The 24,375-nt window shown below is 46.3% G+C and carries 17 protein-coding genes, 1 tRNA gene and 2 pseudogenes; 7 read left to right on the top strand and 13 right to left on the bottom strand.

The window, feature by feature from the left end; translation table 11 throughout:
- Window positions 1-305: 305 nt before the first annotated feature.
- Complete coding sequence (locus tag JW984_10585; protein ID MBN1573628.1) at window positions 306-1,280, top strand: nitronate monooxygenase; 975 nt, start codon at window positions 306-308, stop codon at window positions 1,278-1,280.
- Window positions 1,281-1,365: 85 nt separating this feature from the next.
- The gene (locus JW984_10580; protein MBN1573627.1) at window positions 1,366-2,919 is read left to right on the top strand and encodes a long-chain-fatty-acid--CoA ligase; all 1,554 of its coding nucleotides are present in this window, start codon (window positions 1,366-1,368) and stop codon (window positions 2,917-2,919) included.
- Between the two features lie 286 nt (window positions 2,920-3,205).
- Here the strand turns inward: JW984_10580 and JW984_10575 are convergent, their stop codons facing one another.
- The 7 genes from JW984_10575 to JW984_10545 all read right to left on the bottom strand — a co-directional run bounded on the left by JW984_10575 (window position 3,206) and on the right by JW984_10545 (window position 12,011).
- Complete coding sequence (locus tag JW984_10575; protein ID MBN1573626.1) at window positions 3,206-4,051, bottom strand: bifunctional methionine sulfoxide reductase B/A protein; 846 nt, start codon at window positions 4,049-4,051, stop codon at window positions 3,206-3,208.
- 314 nt (window positions 4,052-4,365) lie between these two features.
- Window positions 4,366-4,986 carry a 4-vinyl reductase gene (locus JW984_10570; protein MBN1573625.1) on the bottom strand — a complete coding sequence of 207 codons (621 nt, stop codon included), beginning with the start codon at window positions 4,984-4,986 and terminating at the stop codon, window positions 4,366-4,368.
- 387 nt (window positions 4,987-5,373) lie between these two features.
- On the bottom strand, window positions 5,374-6,360 hold the full coding sequence (locus tag JW984_10565) for a calcium/sodium antiporter (protein MBN1573624.1): 987 nt from the start codon (window positions 6,358-6,360) through the stop codon (window positions 5,374-5,376).
- 218 nt (window positions 6,361-6,578) lie between these two features.
- Entirely contained in the window at window positions 6,579-8,117 is a 1,539-nt protein-coding gene (locus tag JW984_10560; GenBank protein MBN1573623.1) for a 2,3-bisphosphoglycerate-independent phosphoglycerate mutase, read from the bottom strand.
- Window positions 8,118-8,385: 268 nt separating this feature from the next.
- Complete coding sequence (locus tag JW984_10555; GenBank protein ID MBN1573622.1) at window positions 8,386-8,733, bottom strand: cupin domain-containing protein; 348 nt, start codon at window positions 8,731-8,733, stop codon at window positions 8,386-8,388.
- Between the two features lie 129 nt (window positions 8,734-8,862).
- Window positions 8,863-10,089, bottom strand: coding sequence for a DUF2088 domain-containing protein (locus JW984_10550; GenBank protein MBN1573621.1), 1,227 nt, complete (start codon window positions 10,087-10,089; stop codon window positions 8,863-8,865).
- A gap of 509 nt (window positions 10,090-10,598) precedes the next feature.
- Window positions 10,599-12,011, bottom strand: coding sequence for an O-antigen ligase family protein (locus JW984_10545; GenBank protein MBN1573620.1), 1,413 nt, complete (start codon window positions 12,009-12,011; stop codon window positions 10,599-10,601).
- 328 nt (window positions 12,012-12,339) lie between these two features.
- Between JW984_10545 and JW984_10540 the strand changes: the two genes are divergently transcribed.
- Window positions 12,340-12,417 (top strand) — tRNA-Glu (locus tag JW984_10540).
- Here JW984_10540 and JW984_10535 read toward each other — a convergent pair.
- From JW984_10535 to JW984_10520, 4 genes and pseudogenes are all read right to left on the bottom strand, one after another.
- On the bottom strand, window positions 12,377-13,195 hold the full coding sequence (locus JW984_10535; GenBank protein ID MBN1573619.1) for a zinc ribbon domain-containing protein: 819 nt from the start codon (window positions 13,193-13,195) through the stop codon (window positions 12,377-12,379). The two genes, JW984_10540 and JW984_10535, sit on opposite strands and share 41 nt — an antisense overlap.
- A gap of 225 nt (window positions 13,196-13,420) precedes the next feature.
- A pseudogene (locus JW984_10530) lies at window positions 13,421-13,876 on the bottom strand (recombinase family protein).
- A 123-nt stretch (window positions 13,877-13,999) separates the two neighbouring features.
- Complete coding sequence (locus JW984_10525) at window positions 14,000-14,518, bottom strand: hypothetical protein (protein MBN1573618.1); 519 nt, start codon at window positions 14,516-14,518, stop codon at window positions 14,000-14,002.
- 221 nt (window positions 14,519-14,739) lie between these two features.
- Window positions 14,740-15,534: a MerR family transcriptional regulator gene (locus tag JW984_10520; GenBank protein ID MBN1573617.1), complete on the bottom strand. Its 795-nt coding sequence runs from the start codon at window positions 15,532-15,534 to the stop codon at window positions 14,740-14,742.
- Between the two features lie 571 nt (window positions 15,535-16,105).
- Here JW984_10520 and JW984_10515 point away from each other — a divergent pair.
- The 4 genes from JW984_10515 to JW984_10500 are packed head-to-tail and all read left to right on the top strand — an operon-like array spanning window position 16,106 to window position 22,465.
- Window positions 16,106-17,818, top strand: coding sequence for an SAM-dependent DNA methyltransferase (locus JW984_10515; GenBank protein ID MBN1573616.1), 1,713 nt, complete (start codon window positions 16,106-16,108; stop codon window positions 17,816-17,818).
- Complete coding sequence (locus JW984_10510) at window positions 17,815-19,128, top strand: restriction endonuclease subunit S (GenBank protein MBN1573615.1); 1,314 nt, start codon at window positions 17,815-17,817, stop codon at window positions 19,126-19,128. The genes JW984_10515 and JW984_10510 overlap by 4 nt, the downstream gene beginning before the upstream one ends.
- Before the next feature lies 1 nt (window position 19,129).
- Complete coding sequence (locus JW984_10505) at window positions 19,130-19,492, top strand: hypothetical protein (GenBank protein MBN1573614.1); 363 nt, start codon at window positions 19,130-19,132, stop codon at window positions 19,490-19,492.
- Between the two features lie 12 nt (window positions 19,493-19,504).
- Entirely contained in the window at window positions 19,505-22,465 is a 2,961-nt protein-coding gene (locus JW984_10500) for a type I restriction endonuclease subunit R (GenBank protein ID MBN1573613.1), read from the top strand.
- 208 nt (window positions 22,466-22,673) lie between these two features.
- On the opposite strand, the pseudogene JW984_10495 reads toward JW984_10500, so the two are convergent.
- Together JW984_10495 and JW984_10490 are read right to left on the bottom strand one after the other, a co-directional pair.
- Window positions 22,674-22,739, bottom strand: a pseudogene (locus JW984_10495) (transposase).
- 308 nt (window positions 22,740-23,047) lie between these two features.
- A complete protein-coding gene (locus JW984_10490) occupies window positions 23,048-24,349 on the bottom strand; it encodes a PDZ domain-containing protein (protein ID MBN1573612.1) in 1,302 nt (433 codons plus the stop codon).
- Between the last annotated feature and the right edge of the window lie 26 nt (window positions 24,350-24,375).

Raw genomic sequence — 24,375 nt, 5'->3', positions numbered from 1 at the left:
TTTTCCATTTTTAAAAAACGATCGCTCTCGAAGAGATCCAATAAAACGCAAATACGACAACAAAACAATATTGTCTTTTTCCCCTTTTGTCAAGGGCGTAAAGCAACATAACGAAAATTCAAGACGTTTTGAAAAACCGTGTTTTAAAAAACTTTTTCCCTTTTTGTCATTAAGGTAAAAACTTAAATGAAAAAGGTTGACAGCCATAACCTATTTTGGTAAGGCTATTGGGAACTTGGAGCTTGTTTCCAATCTTGCCGAGATCTCTTTTGATTCCAATCCAAAGCTGTTCTGGAGGTCATATGATAAAGACAAGGGTAACCGAACTTCTCGGGATAAAATATCCCATCCTGATGGGAGGGATGCACTGGGTGTCTTTCTCAAAGATGGTGGCCGCGGTGGCCAACGCCGGGGGGGTCGGCTTCATTCCCACCGCCTCGTTCAAGGGCGTCGGCGAGCTCAGAGAAGAGATCAGGAAGACGAAAGACCTGACGGACGGCCCCATCGGCCTTAACATCTCTCTTCTCCCGAACGTGGACCCGGGCGAAATCGTCATGGACTTTCTCGAGCTGGGGATTAAAGAGAAGGTAGCCGCATTCGAGACCGCCGGCCGCGCCCCTGACCGCTTCGTCCCGATATTGAAAGAGGCGAATATCCCGATAATCCACAAGGTCCCCCAGGTGAGGTTCGCAAAAAAGGCGGAGGATATCGGCGTTGACGCCGTTATAGTGGTCGGCTTTGAGTGCGCCGGCTACGTGGGCGGGGCGGAGATAACCACTCAGATACTGGTCAACAAAGCGTCGAGGCTTCTAAAGATACCCGTGATCGCCGGGGGCGGCATAACGAACGGGAAAAGCCTTGTTTCGGCCCTGGCCTTAGGAGCCGAGGGGGTGCTGATGGGGACGAGGTTTCTGGCCTCGGAGGAGTCCGGCATCCACAAAAACTATAAGGAGTGGTTAACAAAGGCCGCGGAGACCGACACCATGGTACTTCTGAAATCGATCTCGATGCCGGTGAGGTCGATAAAAAACGAGGCGGCGAAAAAGCTCGCCGAGATAGAGGCGGACGGGGGGACCATGGAAGAGTTATTGACCTTTGCGGCGGACAAGATGGGAAAGGCGGCAAACGAGAAGGGGGATGTGGATATGGGCCTCATATCGATGGGTGAGGGGATAGGACTCATAGATGAGATAAAGGGCATCAACGAAATAGTAAAAGATATCGTCTCCGAGGCGGAGGAGGTAATGGAAAGGCTCAACAAGGCGATTGTGAAAGAATAAAAATATAAGGCTTTTTTATTTTGTACTGAAGTAGATTTTTGGATTATAGATATTAAGATTTTGATTCTTATATTGGAGGTTTACTATGCTTATCGGCGATATCCTTACAAGAGCCGCGAAGTGGTTTCCGGAAAAGGAGGCGGTCGTATTCGAGGGGACGAGGCTCACCTACAAGGAGTTTAACGACAGGACGAACCGCCTCGCCCACGCCCTTTTGGAGATGGGTGTGAAAAAGGACGAGAGGGTGGCGGTCGTCTGCCACAACTCCAACCACTACGGGGAGATCCTGTTTGCCCTGGCAAAAATCGGGGCGGTATCCACAAACCTGAACTGGCGCCTCTCCCCCAAGGAGCTGGCCTTTCTGATCGACGACTCGGAGGCGAATATCGTCCTCTTCTCCAAGAGGTTCGAGCACCTCTATGGGCCGACGAAGGAGCAGATACCTAAGAAGCTGAAATATATAGCCGTTGACGGCAAAATCGACGAAGAGATGATCGACTACGAGGAGCTGATAGCCAAATACCCCGCGGACGAGCCTTTGGTCGAAGTCTCGATGGACGACACCTTCCTCCAGCTCTACACGAGCGGAACGACGGGACGACCGAAGGGGGTCATGCTCACCCATAAGAACATGATGGCAAACGCGGTAAGCACAATAATCGAGATGGAGATGACAAGGGACATGAACGTCCTCGGGCTGCTGCCGATCTTTCACATAGCCATCTTCGTCCTCATCAACCTCGTTCTGATCGGAGGAAAGGTGACGTTCATCCACTCCTTCGACATCCCCACGGTCTTAAAGACGATGCAGGACGAGAAGATCACCGCCGTCGGGTTCACGCCTGTGATATTCAAGTTCCTCCTCGACCACCCGGACATAGACAAGTACGACCTCAGCTCCCTAAGGCAGGTGATCTACGCCACGGCCCCCATGCCGGTCGATCTCCTGAGACGCTCCCTGGAGAAGTTCAAGTGCGACTTCATCCAGTTCTTCGGGATGACGGAGATGAGCCCGACGCTCACCATGCTCATCCCCGATGACCACGTCCTGGACGGGCCGGAGCACAAGGTAAAGTGGCTCGGGTCCGCCGGCAGGCCCATCAGCAACGTGGAGGTGAGGATCATCGACGAAAAGGGGAATGACTGCCCGCCGGGCGTGACGGGCGAGATCATAGGGAGGGGCGACAATGTCATGAAGGGATACCACAAGATGGTGGATGCCACCGCCGAAGCCATAAGGGACGGCTGGTACTACACTGGGGACATGGGATACTTCGATGAGTACGGCTACCTCTTCATCGCCGACCGGAAGAAGGATATGATAATCTCCGGCGGCGAGAACATCTACCCGAGGGAGGTGGAGGAGGCGATCCTCCTCTTGGAAGGCGTCTTCGAGGTGGCAGTGATCGGCGTTCCGGACGACGAGTGGGGCGAGTCGGTAAAGGCGATATTGGTAAAGACCCCGGGAGCGGAGATCACCGAAGAGGACGTTATTTCACACTGCAAGGCGAACATCGCCAGCTATAAGAAGCCTAAAAGCGTGGACTTCGTGGATATGCTCCCGAGAAGCGCCCTGGGCAAGGTCTTAAAGCACGAGCTTCGCGCCCCGTTCTGGGAGGGGAGGGACAGGAAGGTGTAATAAAAGGGATTTTGGAATTGAAGGGATGTTACATCAAACGCTGATAGATGGGAATCCGAGGTAGAAGAAATTTTAAAAAGTAATGTCTAAGAGCGTGTAGTTCTTGAAATAAAGAAATTTAGGGGGTGCAGACGGGAGTCTGTCCCCCCTTTGTTATATCTGACTAACCACGTCCACAAATGTGGGAGCTACAGGATATGCTTAATTTAGCCGTTCGATTTCATAGAAGGCCGGATTGCCTCTCAGCGCCGATAATAAGGCACTTACAGCACCCCGCCCGCTTCGTCTAAATGCCGCAGCTCTTCATTCCCCTCTTCTCCAGATAGCGCTGATGGTACTCCTCCGCCCTGTAGAAGTTCGACGCCGGTACGACCTCGGTGACTATCTTCTTGCTGCACTTCTTCTGTTTTTCACCTATTGCTTTCAGCGCCTCGTCTTTCTGCGCTTTGTCATAGAAAAATATCACCGACCTGTACTGGCTCCCTATATCCGGCCCCTGCCTGTTCAGTTGGGTCGGGTCGTGCAGGGCGAAAAAGACGTCGAGAAGCTCCCTGTACGAGACCTCCTTCGGGTTGTACTCCACGAGGAGTGTCTCCGCGTGGCCGGTCTTGTTCCCGCAGACCTCCCTGTAGGTCGGGTTCTCCTTGTCCCCCCCGGCGTACCCGACCGTCGTATTGACGACGCCCTTGACGTTTCTGAAGACCTCCTCCACCTGCCAGAAGCACCCCGCCCCGAACGCCGCCCTCTTAGTCTCCGTCTCGTCTCCCGTAAAATCGAGGGAGACCGAGTTTATGCAGTACCTCTTTCCGGTGGGCCTCGGCCCGTCGTCAAACAAATGTCCCAGATGGCTCCCGCACCTCTTGCAGACGACCTCGGTGCGCACCATGCCGTGGCTCCTGTCTTGCTTAAGCTCAACGGAGTCTTTTTCCACGTCAAAAAAGCTCGGCCAGCCGGTGCCCGAATCGAACTTTGTTTCAGACTCAAACAACTTATTCCCGCAGACCTTGCACGAGTATTCCCCCCTCATCTTGTTTTTGTAATATTTCCCGCTGAAGGGGGGCTCCGTCCCCCTCTCCCTCAATACATGGTATTCCTGGGGGTTAAGTCTATTTTTTATCTCTTCCTCTTTCATGGTTTTTTACCTTAAGGTTTTTCTTTAATATTGACCGGACAAAGAGAAATTCAGCTCTACTGTCTCAAATCCTTACTGCTTTACTATAATATAACTACGGTTTTGCCGGTTTCAACCTGTTTTTCGAAAAACTTATGGCTTGAAATGGGATTTTTTGATGATTGGATCTGAAAGTCAATAAAAAGGGAGGTTTTCAACCCCCTTGGAAAATTACAGTTCTTCCCTAGATAGTAATCGAGAATTGGTATAAACGACCGTCTATTTGAACGGCCCCAAAGACAAGGCGACAAACGGATTATCTATCGGCCCCCGCTTCAGTGCTCCACCCTCTTCGAAACACGATAGGCGCAGTATTCCTCGCCGAGGGCCATGCATCGGGTCTCCTTGACCCTCCAGTCGTTCTTTCCGGTGGCCCACTCGACCAGCCCGAGGAGAAAGCCCACGGTCACAAAGCAGACCGGCAATATACTGGTTCGGTTAAAGCAGTGAGTTGCGCTCTTGTCGCAGTAGTACACGGCGTCATCATCCTCCTCGATCCATACCTCGGTGTTCATCTGGGCGGAGATGATCGTAGCGGTTATTGTGAGGATCATCTTTATCCGCTCGAAATCGCCCTTGCCATCCATGGTTTTTTTGAGCTGTCCCGCCACCTCCCCGTTTTCTTCGAGGCCCCAGACCGCCTGCTTTTTCCCCACCTGAACGAGGATCGCCGCGGCGCCATTGCCGCCGAATATCTCCTCGATCCCCTTGTCGAGCCCGGTCGCCTCAGATATCCAGCAGTCCTCGACGAGGTCGTTGTTGGGCGGGATTGCGTTCCTGTATTTGGTCAATCCGGTGAAGTTTAGGACAACGTCGAGGCCGTTCTGCCCCACTATCTCGTTAATGCCCAAGAGCATCACCCTGAATGTCATGTTGCTGACCAACCTGTCTTCCATAGCACCCCCTCACGTCTGTACGCAGTATTCCTCCGTAGAGAGATATATATACAAAGTATATATATCTCTTGTATATATAGGAACTTTTTCTATGTCAAGAAAAAAATGAAAAGACCTCTTCGTAAACGGCCTCCCTAAGAACCGAAGGGTGATTGAAGCCAAAATGATACCCCTAACAATAAAACGGCCCGTGAATCTCTTCACGGGCCTAAATATTAATGTTTTAATGTATCTACCTAATATCTTTATCGCCACCGCAGTTGGACATAAATCGTGAGGTCAGGGGAAAACGGACGAGCCTCTTTCCCCCCACCCCCCCTCAAGGCCCCTCCGGCGTCATCCAGATATTGGAAATTCCCTATAAAAAACAGAATACCAAAGACACTCCTATTTAGATATAAAGAGGCCGTCGGGGAAGATATAGACAACGGCGATATAGGCGAAGTAGAAGAGAACGTAAAAGACCCCCTCTATCCTCCCAATCTTCCTCCTTGTGGTCACGATAGTGAAGAGGATAACGGTTATGAAGAGCATTACAGGCGTGTCGAACGCAAATATCCGCCTTGAGAGGGTAAACGGCCTGACCAGGGCCGAAACTCCACCAACGATGAGAAAGTTGAAGATATTACTGCCCAGTATGTTACCGATGCTGATGTCGCCCTCCCCCTTGTACGCAGCAATCACGGAGGTTATCAGCTCCGGGAGAGATGTCCCGAGCGCCACTATGGAGACTGCGATAACGGCCTCCGACACACCGAAGTTGACGGCGAGCCCCGTGGCGCCCTTGACCAGGTAGTCCGATCCGGCCGCCAGAAAGACGATCCCGGAGGCCGCATAGAAGAACGCCCTGGAGATCGAAAGGGACTTTTCCTTGACAATTTCTATCTCTATCATATCCAATTCGACATCGGTATCCGCCTTTGCCGTTATGATACAGTAGATCGTAAATACCAGAAAGAGGATTATCAAGACGACTCCGTCAAAGCGGTTGAAGAGAAGGTCCTTTTCCATGAGCCAGAAGACTACGCTGAGTATGATGACAAAGGGGATTTCCCAGAAGGCAGTGTTCTTCTTTATGGCGATCGGCATGAATATCGCCGACGCTCCCATAACGAGGCCGAGGTTTGCGATGTTGCTCCCCACGATGTTGCCGCAGGCGATGTCACCGATCCCTTTGAGTGCGGCGTTCAGCGAGGCCGCAAGCTCCGGGGCGGACGTCCCGAAGGCTACGAGCGTCAACCCTATGACGAGGTTTGATATTCCGGCCCTCTTGGCCAGGCTCACCGCGCCGTTGACAAGGAGACCCGCACCCCATATAAGAAGCACAAAACCGATAGCAGTCAATAAGGAGTTCATCAGAAGATCAAAACACATATTCTCATCCCAAAATAACAGATAATATCAATAAAACCGTCAAATCCCTTCGATGGGTCAAACTCATCGGCTTTCAATCTATATTAGGCGTCGAATTTTCACACATCGGGATCTGCAAATCAATAAAAAACACGCAACACAAAAAGAAGAACCGGAGTATTTTTTCCGGCCTTGAAAAAGGTTTCTTCTTCAAAGAGATAGTGTCCGTCGACGTCCGGTCACTCCAAGAGGGATGACCCCGTCATCTCCGCGGGAGCCGCAATCCCCATAATCGCAAGGATCGTGGGGGCGACGTCCGCCAGGATCCCTGACCTGAGGGATCGCCCGACAAATTCGTCGTCGACCGCAATAAACGGAACGCGATTCGTTGTGTGGGCGGTATGGGGCATATTGTTTTTGTAATCCCACATCTCCTCGGCGTTTCCGTGGTCCGCGGTAATAAGGGCCGTGTATCCCGCCCGCCTTGCCGCCTCGACCACCTTTCCCACGCACTCATCTACGACGCCCACAGCCACAACCGCCGCATCCATCACCCCGGAGTGTCCCACCATGTCGGGGTTGGCAAAGTTCAGGACTATAAGGGAGAATTTTTTCTGATCGATTCGGTCGATCACGGCAGACGCCACCTCCCGGGCGCTCATCTCCGGCTTCAAGTCATACGTGGCCACTTCCTTCGGCGAGGGAATAAGCACCCTCGCCTCGCCTGGGAACTCCTCCTCCACCCCGCCGGAGAAGAAAAAGGTGACGTGGGCGTACTTCTCCGTCTCGGCTATCCTGAGCTGCTTCTCGCCCATCCCGCTTATTATCTCGCCGAGTATATTTTTTAGATCGATGGGCGGAAACGCCATCGGCAGACCGAAATCGTCTTCGTACTCGGTCATGGTAAGAAAACCCGCGAGGGTCGGCACCTTTTCTCTGATAAAGCCGTTAAAGCTCGGAAACGTCAGCGCCCTCGTGATCTCCCTGGCTCGGTCCGCCCGGAAGTTTACAAAAAAGACCCCGTCGCCATCTTTTATCGGCCCCACCGGTCTGCCCCCTTTTACGATGGCCGTGGGCTGAACGAACTCGTCCGTCTCTCCCATCTTGTAGGCCGACTCTATCGCGCCGACCGGGTCTTCCCCCAATCTCCCCACACCCAAGACTATCGCATCGTATCCCTTCTTAACCCTGTCCCAGCGGTTGTCCCTGTCCATCCCCCAGTACCTGCCGCCGACTGATGCTATCGCCCCGATCTTTTCCGCCTTGAAGAAATTCACCAGCCGGGACATATACCCGGCGCCGCTGGTGGGGGGGGTATCCCTGCCGTCAAGAAAGGCGTGGAAGTATACCTCTTTCAGCCCGCCCTCCTTCGCCGCCCGAACCGCCGCGAAGATGTGCTCTATGTGGCTGTGAACGCCCCCGTCCGATAAAAGCCCCATGATATGGAGAGCGCCGCCGCTTCTCTTCACCTTGTCGATCAGATCAAGGACGGCCTCGTTCTTGTAGAAGCTTCCGTCCTCTATCGCCTTGTTCACCCTTGTGTAATCCTGATAGACGATCCTCCCCGCGCCCAGGTTCAGGTGGCCGACCTCGCTGTTTCCCATCTGGCCGTCCGGGAGTCCTACGCTCGATCCGCTCGCCCCGAGCGTCGTGAATGGGTATTTCGCTATCATGGCGTCCACGTTGGGCGTCTCGGCCGCTGCGATTGCGTTATACTCGGCTCCTTCCCTTATCCCCCATCCGTCCATGATGATCAAGATAACCGGTTTTTTTACCATACTGCTACTTATCGCACCTCTTCAACGTCTACAGCGTGTCTCCTACAATTACACAACGGGGGATAGACAGTGTCTCCCCCCTAACTATAGTTTAGCAATAAAATCTCCGAATTGCAACCGATTTGCAGCAGATTTGGGATATAGGGATTAGGGTTTCAGGTAAGCGGGGTGATATTTACCAATTGAATTGTTCAAAACCTGATGCGTGAAGAGCCTCCAGAAGCTTTCTTTATATCACTTAAATCTATCGGCTCACCGGCACCGGCAGTCACTCGTACTCCTTAGGGACGGCGCAGATAACCATGAGGGGGGCGTCAGCGGAGTTTCTGTACTGGTGCTTCTCGTTAGGCTTTATCAGGGCGAAGTCACCCGGGGAGACGGCCTTTGCGTCACCCTTCCCGTCGATTATCTCCCCCCGGCCCTCGATGACATAGTTGATGTGTTCGAAGGGGTGCGTGTGGTAGGGCGTGTGGCCGCCCGGCTCTATGGTGAACACCCGAAATGAGAAGTTCGGGGAGCCATCCGCCAAACCGATAGGGACCTGCTTCAAGACACCCTCTGCCCCCTCCATCTCGGGCCTTATCTTCTCAACGTCCTTCAGGCTAATCACCTTCATCGATTTCCTCCTATTTTTATAATCATCTGTCTTTAAAGTGCACCCAATTGCGGCCGAAAGCCCCTTTACAAACCGTCTTGCTAATAATTCTTTTTAAATGCCTTTCGATATTTAAGGTGAAAACCAGATTTACGAGTCGTAATACTGCATGGTAGCGTTTGGCACCACAGCCACCCTGCTCCCGTCACCGAACGATCCCTTTAAGATTTTCAACGTCTCGTCCCAGCTCTTCGTCCACGTAATCGCCTCCGGATTGGAGAGCCAGTCGCCGAAGTTCCTGTCCATGTATGGGGCCATGATGATGACGTTGAAAGACGGGGGTATCGTACCGGCCGGGTACTGCCTCCCGCCGTAGCTCCTGCCGAAGGAGCGGAGGAGGTAGTGGACGACCTGTCCCTCCGGGGCGTTGGCGATAACCACGATCGTGCCGGTGAAGTTCTCAAGCCCGAGACCTCCGCATAGGATTGCTATCGCCATCTCGTTCGCCTTGGCGAAGGCGTTTACAATGACGAGGTCCTTGTTTCTCGGCCTCGGCTCGGCGGCGTAGACGTCCTTTGCCAGCTCAACGGCCTTTACGTGCTGCTCCAGAAAGTCCCCTGCGAAGAGCGCCGTAGTGGCCCCCCTATCGTTCACGATCACGTCTATCTTGAAATCGAGCCCCGCCATCCTCGCCGCCTCCTCGATGTTGAAGCGAAGGACATTGTTATCGAACTTGCCGAGGCCCGTCGTTTCTGGCGCCTGGGCGTTTACCTCGATGTGGTAGTGGGAGGAGCTGTCATAGTGGGCGACCCCCGGCAGGAGTATCTTCCCCCCGCCGGAGAAGCCTACGTTTGCGTGGGCGGTAACGCAGCCGATCCCGATCTTGATGTCGGCCTCCATGACCTCCCTGTTTATCATCAATCTTGTCCCGCGGGAGGTCTCCCCCACGTACTCGCAGTTCTCGTAAGGGTTGTGGTTGAAGACACGAAACCTCTCCAATATGTCGGTCCCCAGCTTCTTCCTGAACTCGTGGCTCGTGTGGGCGCCGTGGTTCCCCAGGGCGCAGACGAACGTTATTGCGTCCTCCTTGATCCCCCCGGAGACGAGCTCCCGGATAACCATAGGGGCTATCTCGTAGACCCTGGTGGGCCTTGTGATGTCGTCGAATATTATGACGGCGCTCTTCTTGTTCTTGGCGAGCTCCTTCAATCCAGGAGAGCCGATCGGTTTTTTTATCGCCTCCTCCATCTCCGCCGGGGTAAGAGGCCTTCTGCCCGCCCCCCGCATGGGACATATCTCCACGTCCCACTCGTCCGGGAGGTCTATCTCGAGGGTGGTATTGCCGTACCACACAAGCTCCGGCAGTCCTATCTTCATATCAAGCCTCCTCTCATTTTTAATGTCTTAAAAATCTATTTACTTATTATTAATATCGAAGCTTCATGTCTCTTTATTAAACAACATCTTTGCCGGCTCAAAAGCCCGTCGGCCGATCCCCCGATTAAAATGCAAATCGCCTCCCACTACTTTCGACTTTCTCCCCGTGCCACTCAAAGGGAACTCAATATTACATTTTTTCAAGCGACTTATCAACAAAATTGCAGAATCTGTACTGACAAAATGTCGTTTGACCTACCCAAGGTGACAGGCCGGAAGTTTACGGTCAGGTTTTTGAAAAAACTCCCTTACCGATGAAGGTGAATTGTAATATCCAAAACGGCGATTTTTCTGGCTGAAAAACATTTCGATACATTAAGAGAGCGGCGTGAGGCGGGAGATCCCTTTCGACCCGAGTGTTTGCCGCAGGCTGTGGCTTTTTAAGCCGTGTGGGTATATCAATGCTTAACCGAAACAGCCCCCTATGAAACGTCAACCGAAGCGCCTAATCAGCGAGACTCGCTTGTGGACCCGACCCGCTCCCTCCCCTTCAACTCCATAGAGTAGAAAAGGCCGATCCCGATCCAGAGCATATTCTCGAAGAAGAAGTTATGGAAGTTGGAATCGAAGAGGGCGGCACAGAAATACGCCAGGAGGAGTATGTAGATAACACGGGCGTCATCCGTGACCTTCTCTTTAAAAATAACCTTCACGCTCCTGACAACCGGAAAGAGCATCAAGTAGAGATAAGTGATAAGGCCTAAAATCCCCGCCCCGCATAATATCTCCATAAATACGTTGTGGGAATCGAGCTTGCCGATAACCTCTATATTACTTACATCAGAATCCTTTAGATATTTTACCTTTTCCGTCTTATAGTTCCCAATGCCGATCCCCTTCAAGGGATGGTCGAGAAATATCCGAAGGCCGAGCTTGTAAAGGACGATCCTTGCCTCGTCCGATTCCACTTTCGATCTTATGATCCGTTCCTTATATTTATTAGTGATGATGTTATCCCTCTTGCTGAAGAAGTGAACCTGGGCGAAGATCGACGGGACTATTATCAGCGTAACGAGGGAGATCGCCAAAAGCCTCTTGACCAGAGAGGGGGAGGCGCCTCTCCCTCTGTTAATCAATACGGTCGCAACAACGATTACAATTGCGCCGAGGAGAAGCGCGATTATGCTCGATCTCAAAAAGCTTATAAGGTAACCGTAAAGGACTACAGCCCAGGCCAAGAAGAAGATGATCTTCCACCCCGTTCTCTTTTCGTTGAAGAACCTTGACAGAATATTCAGCGCTCCCAGCATAATCGTGAAGCCGAAGTTGAAGTTCATCATGAAGAGCCCGAAGGCGTTCGGCAAGACCGCGGAATTAAAATAAAAGGCGTTTTTTATTGGGTAGAGGTAGGGAACGAGGTAGAAGCGGGAGCTCACATAGACCTGAAGCATCCCGAAGACGGCGTTGACGACGGCCATAATGGAGAGGAGGGTCAGGACCCTCTTTATCTTATCTGTACTTTTTATGTTTGTCGCGATGAGAAAGACGAGCATCCCGGAGCCGATATAGTTTTTGATGAAGTGGACGCCCACTTTATGAGACTGGGCCCCTATAAGGGAGACCGCCAGGAGGACGATGAAGAGGGACATCGGCAGGATAAACCGGTAAGCCAGCTCGCTCTTTACAAGTCCGAAGAGCTCTCTGGCTTTTAGAAGGCGGTAAAACTGGATGAGAAAACCGGCGATGAGAAGGACCATATAGACCGAGACGTAGCCTTTTCTCAAATAGTTGAAGGAGGTCTCGAAAAAGGATATGAGGAGGATGTACGAATAGGGGTCACAGATGAAACTCCCGAGGGCCTTAACGGGGTTTTCCTTCAACCTTTTCGTAACGCCTCTGTCATCAGACGTTTTTTTAGACATTTCACGATCACTATATCAGGATATTTTATTAAAATACTTTACTCTTTTAGTATCTGTCCAATATCACATCGATAAAAATAATTCAAAGAAATTTTACGGTTTTTCCGTTCATTGTACGGCCTAAAAGAAATTTGCGCCTTTTTATAAAAAAAGTGTTGGTATTTTCCAAATTTTTTGATATATTACTAGTTTATGGAATTCTCGGAATTTTCTTTCGGCCTCCGGTCGATCTGGATCACGTGATTCGGGGCGGGGGTGATATCGAACGAAAGGCGAAAGGCGAGAGAATCTGAGCAAGAGAGTCTGATTAAAATTAGTGGAGTTTTGCGTCCCCATCGTCTAGTCTGGCCTAGGATACCGGCCTTTCACGCCGGCGACAGGGGTTCAAATCCCCTTGGGGACGCCAAATGCAATTTTTCGGGACTTTTGTCCTGTAACTTTTTGATAATATAGGGAATTTTTGTGGTTCTAAAAGTTTTGCTCTCATAATAGAGTTTTTCAGGAAATATAAGACTTTGGAACCGTTGCCGTAGGTCAATATCGGCATTTTCCCAAAAACTTCCGAGATTTGACAGAACATATTTGCAGTATTTTAAGCACTCTTCAAAATCAACAAAGTGAATTTTTGAATCGTCTAACTCGACTTGCTTCAGTAACATTTCATCTCTTAATGCATCTGACTTTTCCCTATAAGTTCCCTCGTCAAAAACCCCATCTATCACCAAATCATCGATTCTGTTTTTTCTTTCCTTTAAATCCTTTAGCTCTCTTTCAATACGATTTTCAGTTTTAATCATTTCTGCTTGCTTTGTTTTCCAAACATCCAAAACGATCTCTTCAAATAAATTCATTACTTCTTCGTTAGGTTGAAAACACGTCAGATAATCAAGAAACTTCCTTTCGAAGTCCTCTTTCCTGATATTCAAAGAGCAACCTTTAGTCCGGCAATGATAATAGGGATACTTTACCCCTTTTCTCCCAGTAGACCATCCTGCCGTTAGCTTCTGATCGCATTTTGGACATCGAACGAAATTACGCAACGGAAAGTCAGGATTATTTCTACTTTTTGTTGTTACTGTTGGTTTCTTTCCATGAAGGATGGCGTATGCTTTGAAGAACTGTTCCTGCGAAATAAGTGGTTTATGCAGTCCATTAATGTAGTCTGGAAACCAACTGACTTTAATTAATCCAGCATAAAGAGGATTCCTTAGAATCTTATTTATTAGAGGTTTAGATATATTCTTAAGACCCTCTTTTTTTAGTTTATCTACAATCTCGGTTTGCCTATGAAGACCAGAGGCAAATAGCTCGAAAATCTCAACTATGAATCGACTATCCTCTGAGGGAACTAATAAAGGCTTATTTTCGGCATCTCTTGACATCTTATAGCCAATAGGAGCTTTCCAACACCATCTTCCATGTTGAACTGCTTGTTTCATCCCATTAATTGTTCTCTCAGTTTTGACATCATTTTCATATTGAGCAAATGAACCAATAATATTCCTCATTAGTCGCCCAACAGAATTATCTTCATTGTTCTCTGTAACTGATAGAACCCTAATGTCTAATGAGGTAAAATTTTTTACAAGAAGTGTTTGATCGGTAAGATTACGGGCAAGACGGTCATATTTCCATATAATTAAAAAGGACAGGCTTTTTTTGTTTTCGACCGCATATTTGATTAGTTTTTGTAGCTGTGTTCTTTCAGTGGTTTTTGCGCTCTCACCTCTTTCAATAAAGACCTTATCTACATCATAACCATTATTATAAGCAAACTTCCTACAGTCTTTTTCCTGTGCTTCAAGGCTAAAACCCTGCTCAGCTTGCTCTTTTGTAGACACTCTACAGTAGATTATTGCCTTCATTACATATTCCAAAAATATTTTATATTACTTTTCCATTCGTATCTAAAGATGACTTGAAATCAATTCCCGTATCATTGATTATTACCCATTTCTCTCAATAATGATTTTTCAGAACGAACCGAATTACTGACTAGTACTGACTAATATGTTAATATCACTAACCTCCGGCGGAGGGATTTCTTCTCCGCTATTTATACGTCTGAGTCGTTCCAACTCATGTTGTGTTTTGATTATCATATTGAAGCATGATACTTTATACCGCTGGAACTTCAGTAATTCAGCTGTAAAATCACGTTCCATTTTACATTCAAAAGATTTCTGGCCAAATGAGAATTCAAGAGGATTACTTTTTAAGGTCTTTTGCGTGAGTTCACTCTCAATGATACATATACGACGATAGGTAAGAAGATTAGAGAGAATAATCTCCACTAGTAAAGCCTCATAGGCATTGTTAGGTTTAAAAACATTATAAATATCCTCACATAAATCCTGATTTGACAACTTGTCTGCTTCAATTAGGATTTTACTGAAAAAGCCATATTTTACTGCATTAAGACGGGATATCTGTTTTCCTTCTTCTGTCTTTACACCGCCCAGTAAACCATTTTTCCGATTTGCCATTATCTGTTTTTCCGTTGTCATTTTTTTCCTTTTCATAGCCTAATACGATTATCTCAGCTAATTGATAAAGAGAGTCCCGTATTAGTTCTATTTGTAAGTCTGTTAAATGTGAATTTTTTAGTCTTTTGCGACATTCCGAGACAGAGAGCATAATATAAACCCAAGGCGCTATTTTACTACGCCATTAAGTCCGTCACTCAGGGTCTCTCTGTCGCTTCGGACAATTAACTAATTCACTTGGCTCAGGTTCTTTCTGTCGCCTTTTTTACTTTTTTGTGTAAGGTTCGGGTTGCTCTCGTGATTTCCCCATCATGCATTTTTAGCATGAGATTTCCGTATTTCTCCGATCCAAACACTTTCATCAATTCTCTATTTAAGTTTTCCTTCTCCTCCTCTCCCAGTTCTTCTTCAGTATCTACTTGAAAAATTTGACCATTTTTAAGCTGAATGATTACTTTAGAGTAATTACCACCTTGTAAAATCTGTTGCAATTCAAAGCCTTTAGCTGCCATTTTGTCTAACTCTATAACAAGACGACCGTCCGCTTTAAAGGTCTGGATACCTCTTGCTTCTGACATACGATTAACAATTGGATTGATGCTGATAAAAATATAACTTTTTGACTCCTCTCCCCTAAAAAAGCCTAATTTGAATAAATCCCTGAACTCCAACTCATTATCCATTATGAAAGTTTCTTTGAGATCTGTCAGCAGATAGACATTTAATCCATAAAGAGCCATCATCTCCAAAGCATATCTGAAATGATCAGCTTTATCCTGTAGCATAAATGATTTAATGAAACCAAGAGATTCTAAAGGCGTGCCAAACTTATCTCTAATTTCCTTGCAGATCATCAGCATAAAAACTTCCTTTGTAGAGAAAGTTCGCCAACCAGCCTTTTTTTTTCTTGAAGAAGATATAATGCCTTTAGAATCCCAGTCATTTAGCTGGCGATAAGAAATACCAGCGCATTTTTGCACATCACTTGCCTTTAAAACCTCATCTCCGTTAGTTTCTTTTACTTTATCTTTTGACATGTTTCAATTTTACCCCAATTTTGTGCCAATTATAGCATATCTAAATTATACCGTCAAGTATAATTTACCTAATCTGCGGAAAATGTATTTTAAGACAATTCCAAAAATAATTTCTGAAAATACTGTTACAAATTGAACTATACTTCAATTTTGTTTTATTTTTTCTATTATCGTTGGGATTCGTAAAAAGACTTTCTTGAACAACACATGATAATGAATATAACGCAGACCCTCTATTTTCATCTCTAATACCAAATCGCTCTATTTTTTACCTCCCCTATTATCAAAGCACAAGGCTATTTATTAATTGCCGACTTGGGCATTAAAAAATCAACTTTAAAAAATACCTTTGCTAAAAATCTTTACTTTTTATCCTATAAAAGCTAATATTACTAAGCAAAGTAGCATTACCTCTTTTGATTCGGTTAGTCAGAAATACTACTGGCAGTTTTTCTGATGACAGACCCGAAAACCAGTCGAAGTAAGAAATAAATATATAATCTTCTTTAAAAGACTAAATCCATTTAATCTAATTGACCAAAACGAGTAATAATTCTGAAGGTTCAACTCAATGAACAACTTCCAGCAAAAGGCAAACTTCATCTGGCAGGTCGCTGATGATATTCTTCGGGGTTCGTTCAAGCAGCACGAATACGGCGATGTTATACTTCCCTTCGTTGTGCTTAGACGGCTGGATTGTGTCCTGGAAGAGCGTAAAGATTCCGTCATTCATACGTACAATGAGTTCAAGGACAAGCTTCCCGACCTCAAGCAGGTCTTGCTCAAGGCTGCAGGTGGGCTTAACTTCTACAATACTTCCGTGTTTGATCTCTACAGGCTTGCACAAGATGCGGGAAACATCGAGCTGAACTTTAACAACTACATCAACGGATACAGCGACAACGTCGGGGAGATAATCGAGAATTTTAAAATAGACAAAACCGTCCAGAAACTTGCCAAAAACAATCTGCTGTTCATGCTGGTCGATAAGTTCACCGAAATCGATCTCCATCCCAAGGTCGTGAACAACCACGAGATGGGGTATATCTTCGAGGAGTTGCTCCGTCGGTTTTCAGAAATGTCGAACGAGACCGCAGGGGAGCATTATACCCCTCGTGAGGTGATCCGTTTAATGGTCAATGTGCTGTTCGCCGAACATGGCGATGAGCTGAAGGGAAAGGGGATTATCAGGACGGTCTTTGATCCTGCATGCGGGACGGGCGGTATGCTGACCTTTTCGAAGGAATACATCCAGAAGAACATCAACCCCGATGTCGAAATCGTTATGTTCGGTCAGGAGCTGAACGACCAGACCTTCGCCATCGCAAAATCTGATGTACTCATAATGGGGGAGGAAGCAGATAATATCCGACTCGGTACGAGTTTCTCCGATGACAACTTCAAAGGAAGGCGATTCAATTATATGCTCACCAATCCCCCCTTTGGGGTGAGCTGGAAGAAGGAACGGGAGTTCATCACCAATGAATCAAGCAACCCAAACGGGCGATTTCATGCCGGACTGCCGAGGATAAGCGACGGGCAAATGCTCTTTCTCCAGCACATGATCTCGAAGATGGAGCCGAAGGGAAGCCGAATCGCCATCATATTCAACGGCTCCCCCCTCTTCACGGGCGATGCAGGTTCTGGGGAGAGCAATATCAGGAAGTGGATTATCGAAAATGACTGGCTCGAAGCCATCATCGCCATGCCCACCGAGCTTTTCTACAACACGGGAATCGCCACCTATGTCTGGATTGTCACAAACAAAAAACCTGCGAGACGAAAGGGCAAGGTTCAGCTTGTCAACGCAGTCGATTTTTATCAGAAGATGAAGAAGAGTCTGGGGAACAAAAGAAACTACATTCATGATGACCAGATAGTTGAGATAACCGAAATCTACACCGCCTTTCAGGAGGGAGAACAGTGCAAGATATTTGATAACAGTGATTTTGGATATACAAAGGTAACTGTAGAGCGTCCTCTGCTTGAAAAGGGTAAGGTTGTCAAGGATGCCAGAGGTAATCCCAAACCAGATACGTCCTTGAGGGATTACGAGAAGGTGCCGTTGAAGGAGAGTATAGACGAATATTTTAGGCGGGAGGTGAAACCCCATGTCCCCGATGCGTGGATGGACAGAAGCAGGGACGTTATTGGGTACGAGATAAGCTTTACGAAGTATTTCTACAAATATCAGCCGCTTCGCTCACTGGATGAAATCAAGGCGGACATCCTGGCTCTGGAGGCGGAAACGGAAGGGTTGCTGAAGGAGATACTGGAGCCATGAAGCGTTATCCGGCGTATAAGGATAGTGGTATCGAGTGGTTGGGGGAGATACCAGAACATTGGGAAAAGAAACGACTAAAATATCTTTGCCAATTCAAAAATGGATTCGCATTTAACTCGGATTCATACGTAGATGAAGGAATTGCAATTATAAGGATTGGGGATATAAAAAGGGATATAGACTTATCCCAAACAAAAAAGGTGCCCAAGAGCTTTTTCAAGAGCCATTCCGAATTCAAAATTGAGTATGGTGATATACTACTTGCTTTAACAGGTGCGACAATCGGTAAGACTGCAGTATTTAATTTGACTGAAGATGCATTATTAAATCAGCGTGTTGCTATTGTTCGTCCCCAAGAAGTGACAACTAAAGCTTTCTTAAAGTATGTTATTGATTCCCACTTTTTTAAGAGGCATATAGACTATGAATGTGGAGGTGGAGCACAAGATAATATAGGTAAACCAGAAGTTTGCGACTATCCTTTGACACTCCCCTCTTTACCAGAACAAACCTCCATCGCCGATTTTCTCGACCGAAAAACCCTGCAGATAGACAACCTGATCGATAAGAAGCGGAGGCTAATAGAGCTTCTGAAGGAATACCGCACCGCCGTCATCACCCATGCGGTCACAAAAGGCCTCAATCCCAGCGCCAAGATGAAGGATTCCGGCATCGAGTGGATTGGCGAGATACCGGAGGGTTGGGGAGTGAAGCGAATGCGATTTGCTGTACAATTAAATCCAAGTAAACAAGAAATTGCCCATTTTCCAAAAGATACTGAAGTGTCATTTTTGCCAATGGAAATGATTGGTGAAGAAGGAGAGCTTTATTTAGAAGATTTTCGACTATTAGATGAAGTATGGGAAGGCTATACTTATTTCGGCGATGGTGATGTATTAATTGCAAAAATAACTCCTTGTTTTGAAAATGGTAAGGGTGCTCTGGCAAGAGAACTTAAAAATGGTATCGGTTTTGGCACAACTGAGCTACATGTTCTTAGAACTTCTGAATATGTTGATTCTAAGTTTATATTTTACCTCACCAGACAAGATTCTTTTCGTAAAATAGGTGAAGCATTCATGACAGGTGCTGCAGGTCAAAAACGTATACCAGAAAACTTTATAAAGAATTTGTTAATTATGCTGCCAAATCAAAATGAACAAAATGAGATTTCAAGATATTTGGATAATAAAACAAAAGAAATTTACAATCTCATCGAGCAACATCAAAAATCAATAGAAATGCTCAATGAATATAAAACATCCATTATCTCAGATGTTGTCACGGGCAAATTTGATGTGAGGCAGTGATATGGGAACAGTATTTCAAGCAAAATGTGAATGCGGCTTTGAAAGCGAAGAAATCTTTGCAGGCGGCGGGATGTTGAATTTTACAGAGTACTGTGGCGCTCCGGCAATATGCCTTAAATGCAGGAAGCTGTTCGTCAAGAACTACCTAAAGGATAACCCAAAGTGCTCATACTGCAAAAGGCCGGTAATATTCTATGACGACCCTTCTGTTCATGCTCCCATTGATTCATCAGAAGAAGACAATGTTATATTTGACTGGCGTCTTGAGGATGACAATTTCTTTGAATTACCTGACACTATGTACCTCTGCCCGAAGTGCGGAAAGATGACTATGGAATTTATTTCTATCGGCTGTTGGGATTAATAAGGAATACTGATGACACCGCAATCATATCTTGAGAAGGACTTTGAAGAGCATATCGAAGAACACCTCCTCTCCACCGGATACCTCAAACGGCTGTCCGAAGAATACGACAGATCGTTGTGTCTCATTACCGATGAGGTGCTGGACTTCGTTAAATCCACCCAGCCAAAGGAATACGAGAAGCTCGAAAGGCAGTACGGGGCGGACACTCCCGCAAAACTCTGCAGGCGTCTTTCTGACGAAATCACGAGCAGGGGAACGCTTGCAGTATTGCGTAAGGGTTTCAAGGACAGGGGAGCGAGCTTCCGCATGGCATACTTCAAGCCGTCGAGCGGGATGAATCCGGAGCATCGGAGGCTCTATGAACAGAACAGGTTCTCAATCGTCAGACAGCTTGCCTATAGCAAGAGAAACGAGAAGACGATTGATGTCGTTATATTCCTCAACGGCATCCCCATCATCACGGCGGAACTGAAGAACTCGCTCACCGCCCAATTCGTTGAAAACGCCATTAAACAGTACAAGACAGACCGTGATCCGAAGGAACCCTTGCTCCAGTTTAAGCGGTGCCTGGTACACTTTGCCGTTGGCAACGAAAAGGTCTTCATGACCACACGGTTGCAGGGAGACGGCACAAGGTTTCTGCCCTTCAACAAGGGAACTGAAAATCCGGTCAATCCCAACGGCCACAAGACGGCCTACCTGTGGGAAGACATACTCCAGCCGGATACGCTGCTTGAGCTATTGAAGAGCTACCTCCACATTCAGAAGATAACCGAGAAGAAGTTTGATAAGCAAAAGGGATTATTTGAGAAGGAATACGAAACCCTTATCTTTCCGAGATATCACCAGTTGGATGCCGTCAGGACGCTTCTGACTGCCGTCCGACAGCAGGGTGTTGGCCATAACTATCTGATTCAGCACTCGGCGGGGTCGGGTAAATCAAACTCTATTGCATGGCTCGCCCACAAGCTTGCTAGTTTCTATAGGAAAGAAACGGACAAGGAAAGGATGTTCGATTCAATCATCGTTGTTACCGACCGGAAGATTCTCGACAGGCAGCTCCAGAACACCATCAAGCAGTTTGAGCAAACGACAGGGGTAGTCAATCCGATAGACATAAACTCCGCTCAGTTGAGGGACGCCCTTGGATTAGGCAAGGACATCATCATCACCACGCTCCAGAAATTTCCAGTCATTTCAGAAAGTACGGATAAACTAGCTGGTCATAAGTTCGCCGTGATCCTCGACGAGGCTCATTCGAGCCAGTCGGGAGAGTCGGCGAAGCACCTGAAGAAGACTCTTTCCGTTAACCTCGAACAGGCGGAAGAAGAGGACAGGGATGACTTTGACCCTGAAGACGAGATTAATAATATTATCGAAGAAATTCGAGCAAGGGGTAAACAGCCACATATTTCTTTCTTTGCCTTTACCGCAACCCCAAAGAATAAAACGCTTGAGCTTTTCGGGCAAAAACTCGAAGACGGCAGTTTCGTGGCAACCCATATCTATTCCATGAGGCAGGCGATTGAAGAGGTATTTATACTCAATATTCTTGAGAACTACACGACATATAAAAGGTATTTCAAGCTGGTGAAGACGGTGGAAACCGACAAAGAGTATGAGACAAAGAAGGCAAAACGTCTTTTAGTCTCCTATGTAGACTTGCAACCTCATACTTTTGAGACCAAGACTCGGATAATGTTGGATCACTTCCTTGAAAAAACCGAAAGAGCCATTCAGGGTCGCGGAAGGGCTATGGTGGTGACTCGGTCAAGGCTCCATGCGGTAAAATACTTCTTGATGTTCAAGAAAGTAATGGAGGAAATGAACCTTCCCTACAAACCGCTGGTAGCCTTTTCTGGAACCGTTAAAGACCCCGACTCACCGGAAGAATACACCGAGACGAGCCTTAACAGGCTTCCACCGAGGGTGGCAATTCAGGATGCTTATAAGACACCCGAATACCGAATACTGATTGTCGCCGAGAAGTTCCAGACCGGATTTGATGAGCCTTTACTCCACACCATGTATGTAGACAAGAAGTTGAGTGGGCTTCAGGCGGTGCAGACGTTGAGCAGGCTCAACCGGACGTTGAGGGGTAAGTCTGAGACCTTCATCCTTGACTTCGTGAACGAGGCGGAAGAGATTCGGGATGCGTTCCAACCCTATTACCAGACGACTTTCCTTGAGGAAGAAATCGATCCCAATAAGCTCCACAACCTTGAAGATGAGTTGGAGCAATTCGGGATATTCACCAAAGAACATATTGAGGAATTTGCCAAGATATTCTTCAATCCAAAGGAGCCACCCGAAAGGATGCAACCGATTCTTGATAGGGTGGTGGAAGTATGGAGAGAGCGAACTGAAGAAGAGCGGGAGGACTTCCGGTCAATCCTGCAGAGGTTTGTCCGCCTGTATGGATTTATCTCACAAATTATCATCTTCCAGAACATCGAATGGGAGAAATTATACGTATTCGGGAAAAACCTCAACAGGAAACTGCCGAAGAGAAAGCCGATTTACCCAGACGAGATTCGGGATGCGGTTGATTTAGACTCCTTTAGAATACAGAAGACATTCAATGGAAGTCCGAAACCTGAAGAAAAGGATGGAGTAGTAACATGGAGTAACGGAAAGGTAAAGCATGAGAAAGGTGAAAAAGACCTCCTATCTTTAATAATTAAAACTCTCAACGAAACCTATGGAGTCGATCTAACCGATGAGGATAAAGTTGACCTAGAACGCATTCAAGAGAAACTCAATGGAGATGAGGGGCTTCAAGCGGTTTTGAGCGGAAACAATACCAAAGAGAACAAGAAATACAAGTTTGACAAGGTGTTCGATGATTTGCTTCTAGAATTTGTGAACACCAAGATTGACCTCTATAAGAAGATGAACGACCCGAAGGTCAATGCGATGTTGAAGAGGAAACTTTTTGAGGGGATGATAGGGGAAGCTGCAAGAGAATAAGAAGAGGAAATAAATGCCAAAAACGAAAATCGAAATTGAAAAGATATTCATTAGAGACGCCTTCAGTAAGTGGTTTAAGACTCCAAACTATCAGCGACCCTATATATGGGGTGAAGACCAGATAGTCGAGTTACTAGATGATATTGCATTTGCGGCAAAAAGTGACAACTTTTTTACTGTGGTATATTGCAGTATATTGCAGTATATCAAATATCTCTCCATTCAGCAATTCGTCCCTAAATTTCCCATTGAAAGATTCGATGTATCCATTCTCTTACGTTTAACCCCTGAGACAGTTCCATCTCTGCTTCTCTCAGTTTGCTGATGATCTGTTCTACGGCAAGTCGTTTTCTTGATATTGCCTTGTCCCTCCTTTCTGAGCCTATTTTACCTCAAATTCTAACTCTAAAATTGACTCGTTTTGGGGGGCAAGGTCATGGTAAATAAGGTGGGAAGTATACTAAGAAGAGTAAATTGATAACATCTCTCAGGGAGGCAAACTGTTAATACAACCCGTAACTAATACGACTATACAATTTTGGGAAATCGTAACTTTTTCAATTTAATGATTCGGAAGTCTGACTATTCAGGTTTTCTCCCGATCTTCACGTATATGTCTACCTTTTTACCCTCTCTTAAAATATTGACCACCACTCCCTCGCCAACTTTTGTATTAGCAACCAATGTTTTGAAATCATCACTGCTTTCAATCTTTTTATTATTGAATTTATAAATAATATCACCTCTCTGAAGGTTTACATTATCTGCAGGACTCCCAGGAAATATCCCTGTGATTTCAAACCTAATTGAACCAGATTTAGTAAAAGGACCAAAAGGATCAGAATAAATCACTTTACAATCCACTCCAAGAAAACCTTTTTTACTTTTAGATGAACCAAGATACCATTTTCTATTCGCCATTTTTAAGGAAACAACTTTTTCTTTTCCATGTCTTATTATTGTTATATAAACTCTTTCTCCAATTTTTGAGTTCGATGCAAGTCTTACAAGATCTGAAGGCTCGTTTACTTCTATGTCATTGTATTTAATTATCACATCACATTCTATTAAATCTACATTATCCGCAGGACTCCCAGGTTCAATTCCGCTTATTAACACACCTCTTGGATTCTCCATTTTTAACGACATTGCTATTTCTGTATTTATCTTTTGAACAACAACTCCTATATAACCTTCATCATCTAAATCCTTTTTTACTTTTTCTAGGTCATTATAAACAAAAGTGACAGAATGCCCGTCATGCCATATTGAGAATCTATAGTTACCAGTTTTTTCAACCTTTTTTATTGCTTGTTTAAGATCAGCTGTGTTTCTTATTTTGCTATCATTTAACTTTTGTATAATAAAACCTTTCTTTAATCCTAATCTTGAACCAATACTTCCACTCTTTACATGAGTTATGATAACACCATTAGTATCTGGAAGCCCCAGATATTTTGCTATACTGTCTGTTACATTCTCCACTGTGAAACCAAGTTTAGTAATGAGTTCAGCTTTTGTATCAGGTTTAGGTTTCGGCTTTGGATCGTGGATATCAACTTTAAAATGGACCGACAATCCTGATGTTATCTTCTCAATATGTTGATGAACGGTCACAACTGCAACAGCCGAATTGCCATGAATTGAAATGATCTTGATATAAGCTATAGCTTCATCACCCTTTGTCACCCATCCCAGGTCGCCTTCTTTAATTTTCTTATTGGAGCCGATGTTTATCTTAATCGTCGTTCCCACGCTTCCAGACCCGGCCTCAACCGAGGTGATTATTCCGCTGACGGTCTTCGTCTTGGAGGCAACGTACACTGGGGATAGAACCAAGATAGAAATAATGCCAAGAAGGGCAAATATCCTCATCGATTTCATATATATCTCCTGTTCTTGTAATTCAA

Origin of the sequence: Candidatus Zymogenus saltonus (genome assembly GCA_016929395.1) — a bacterium.
GTDB classification, from domain to species: Bacteria; Desulfobacterota; Zymogenia; order Zymogenales; family Zymogenaceae; genus Zymogenus; species Zymogenus saltonus.
This window is presented reverse-complemented; position numbering and strand designations above follow the sequence as displayed.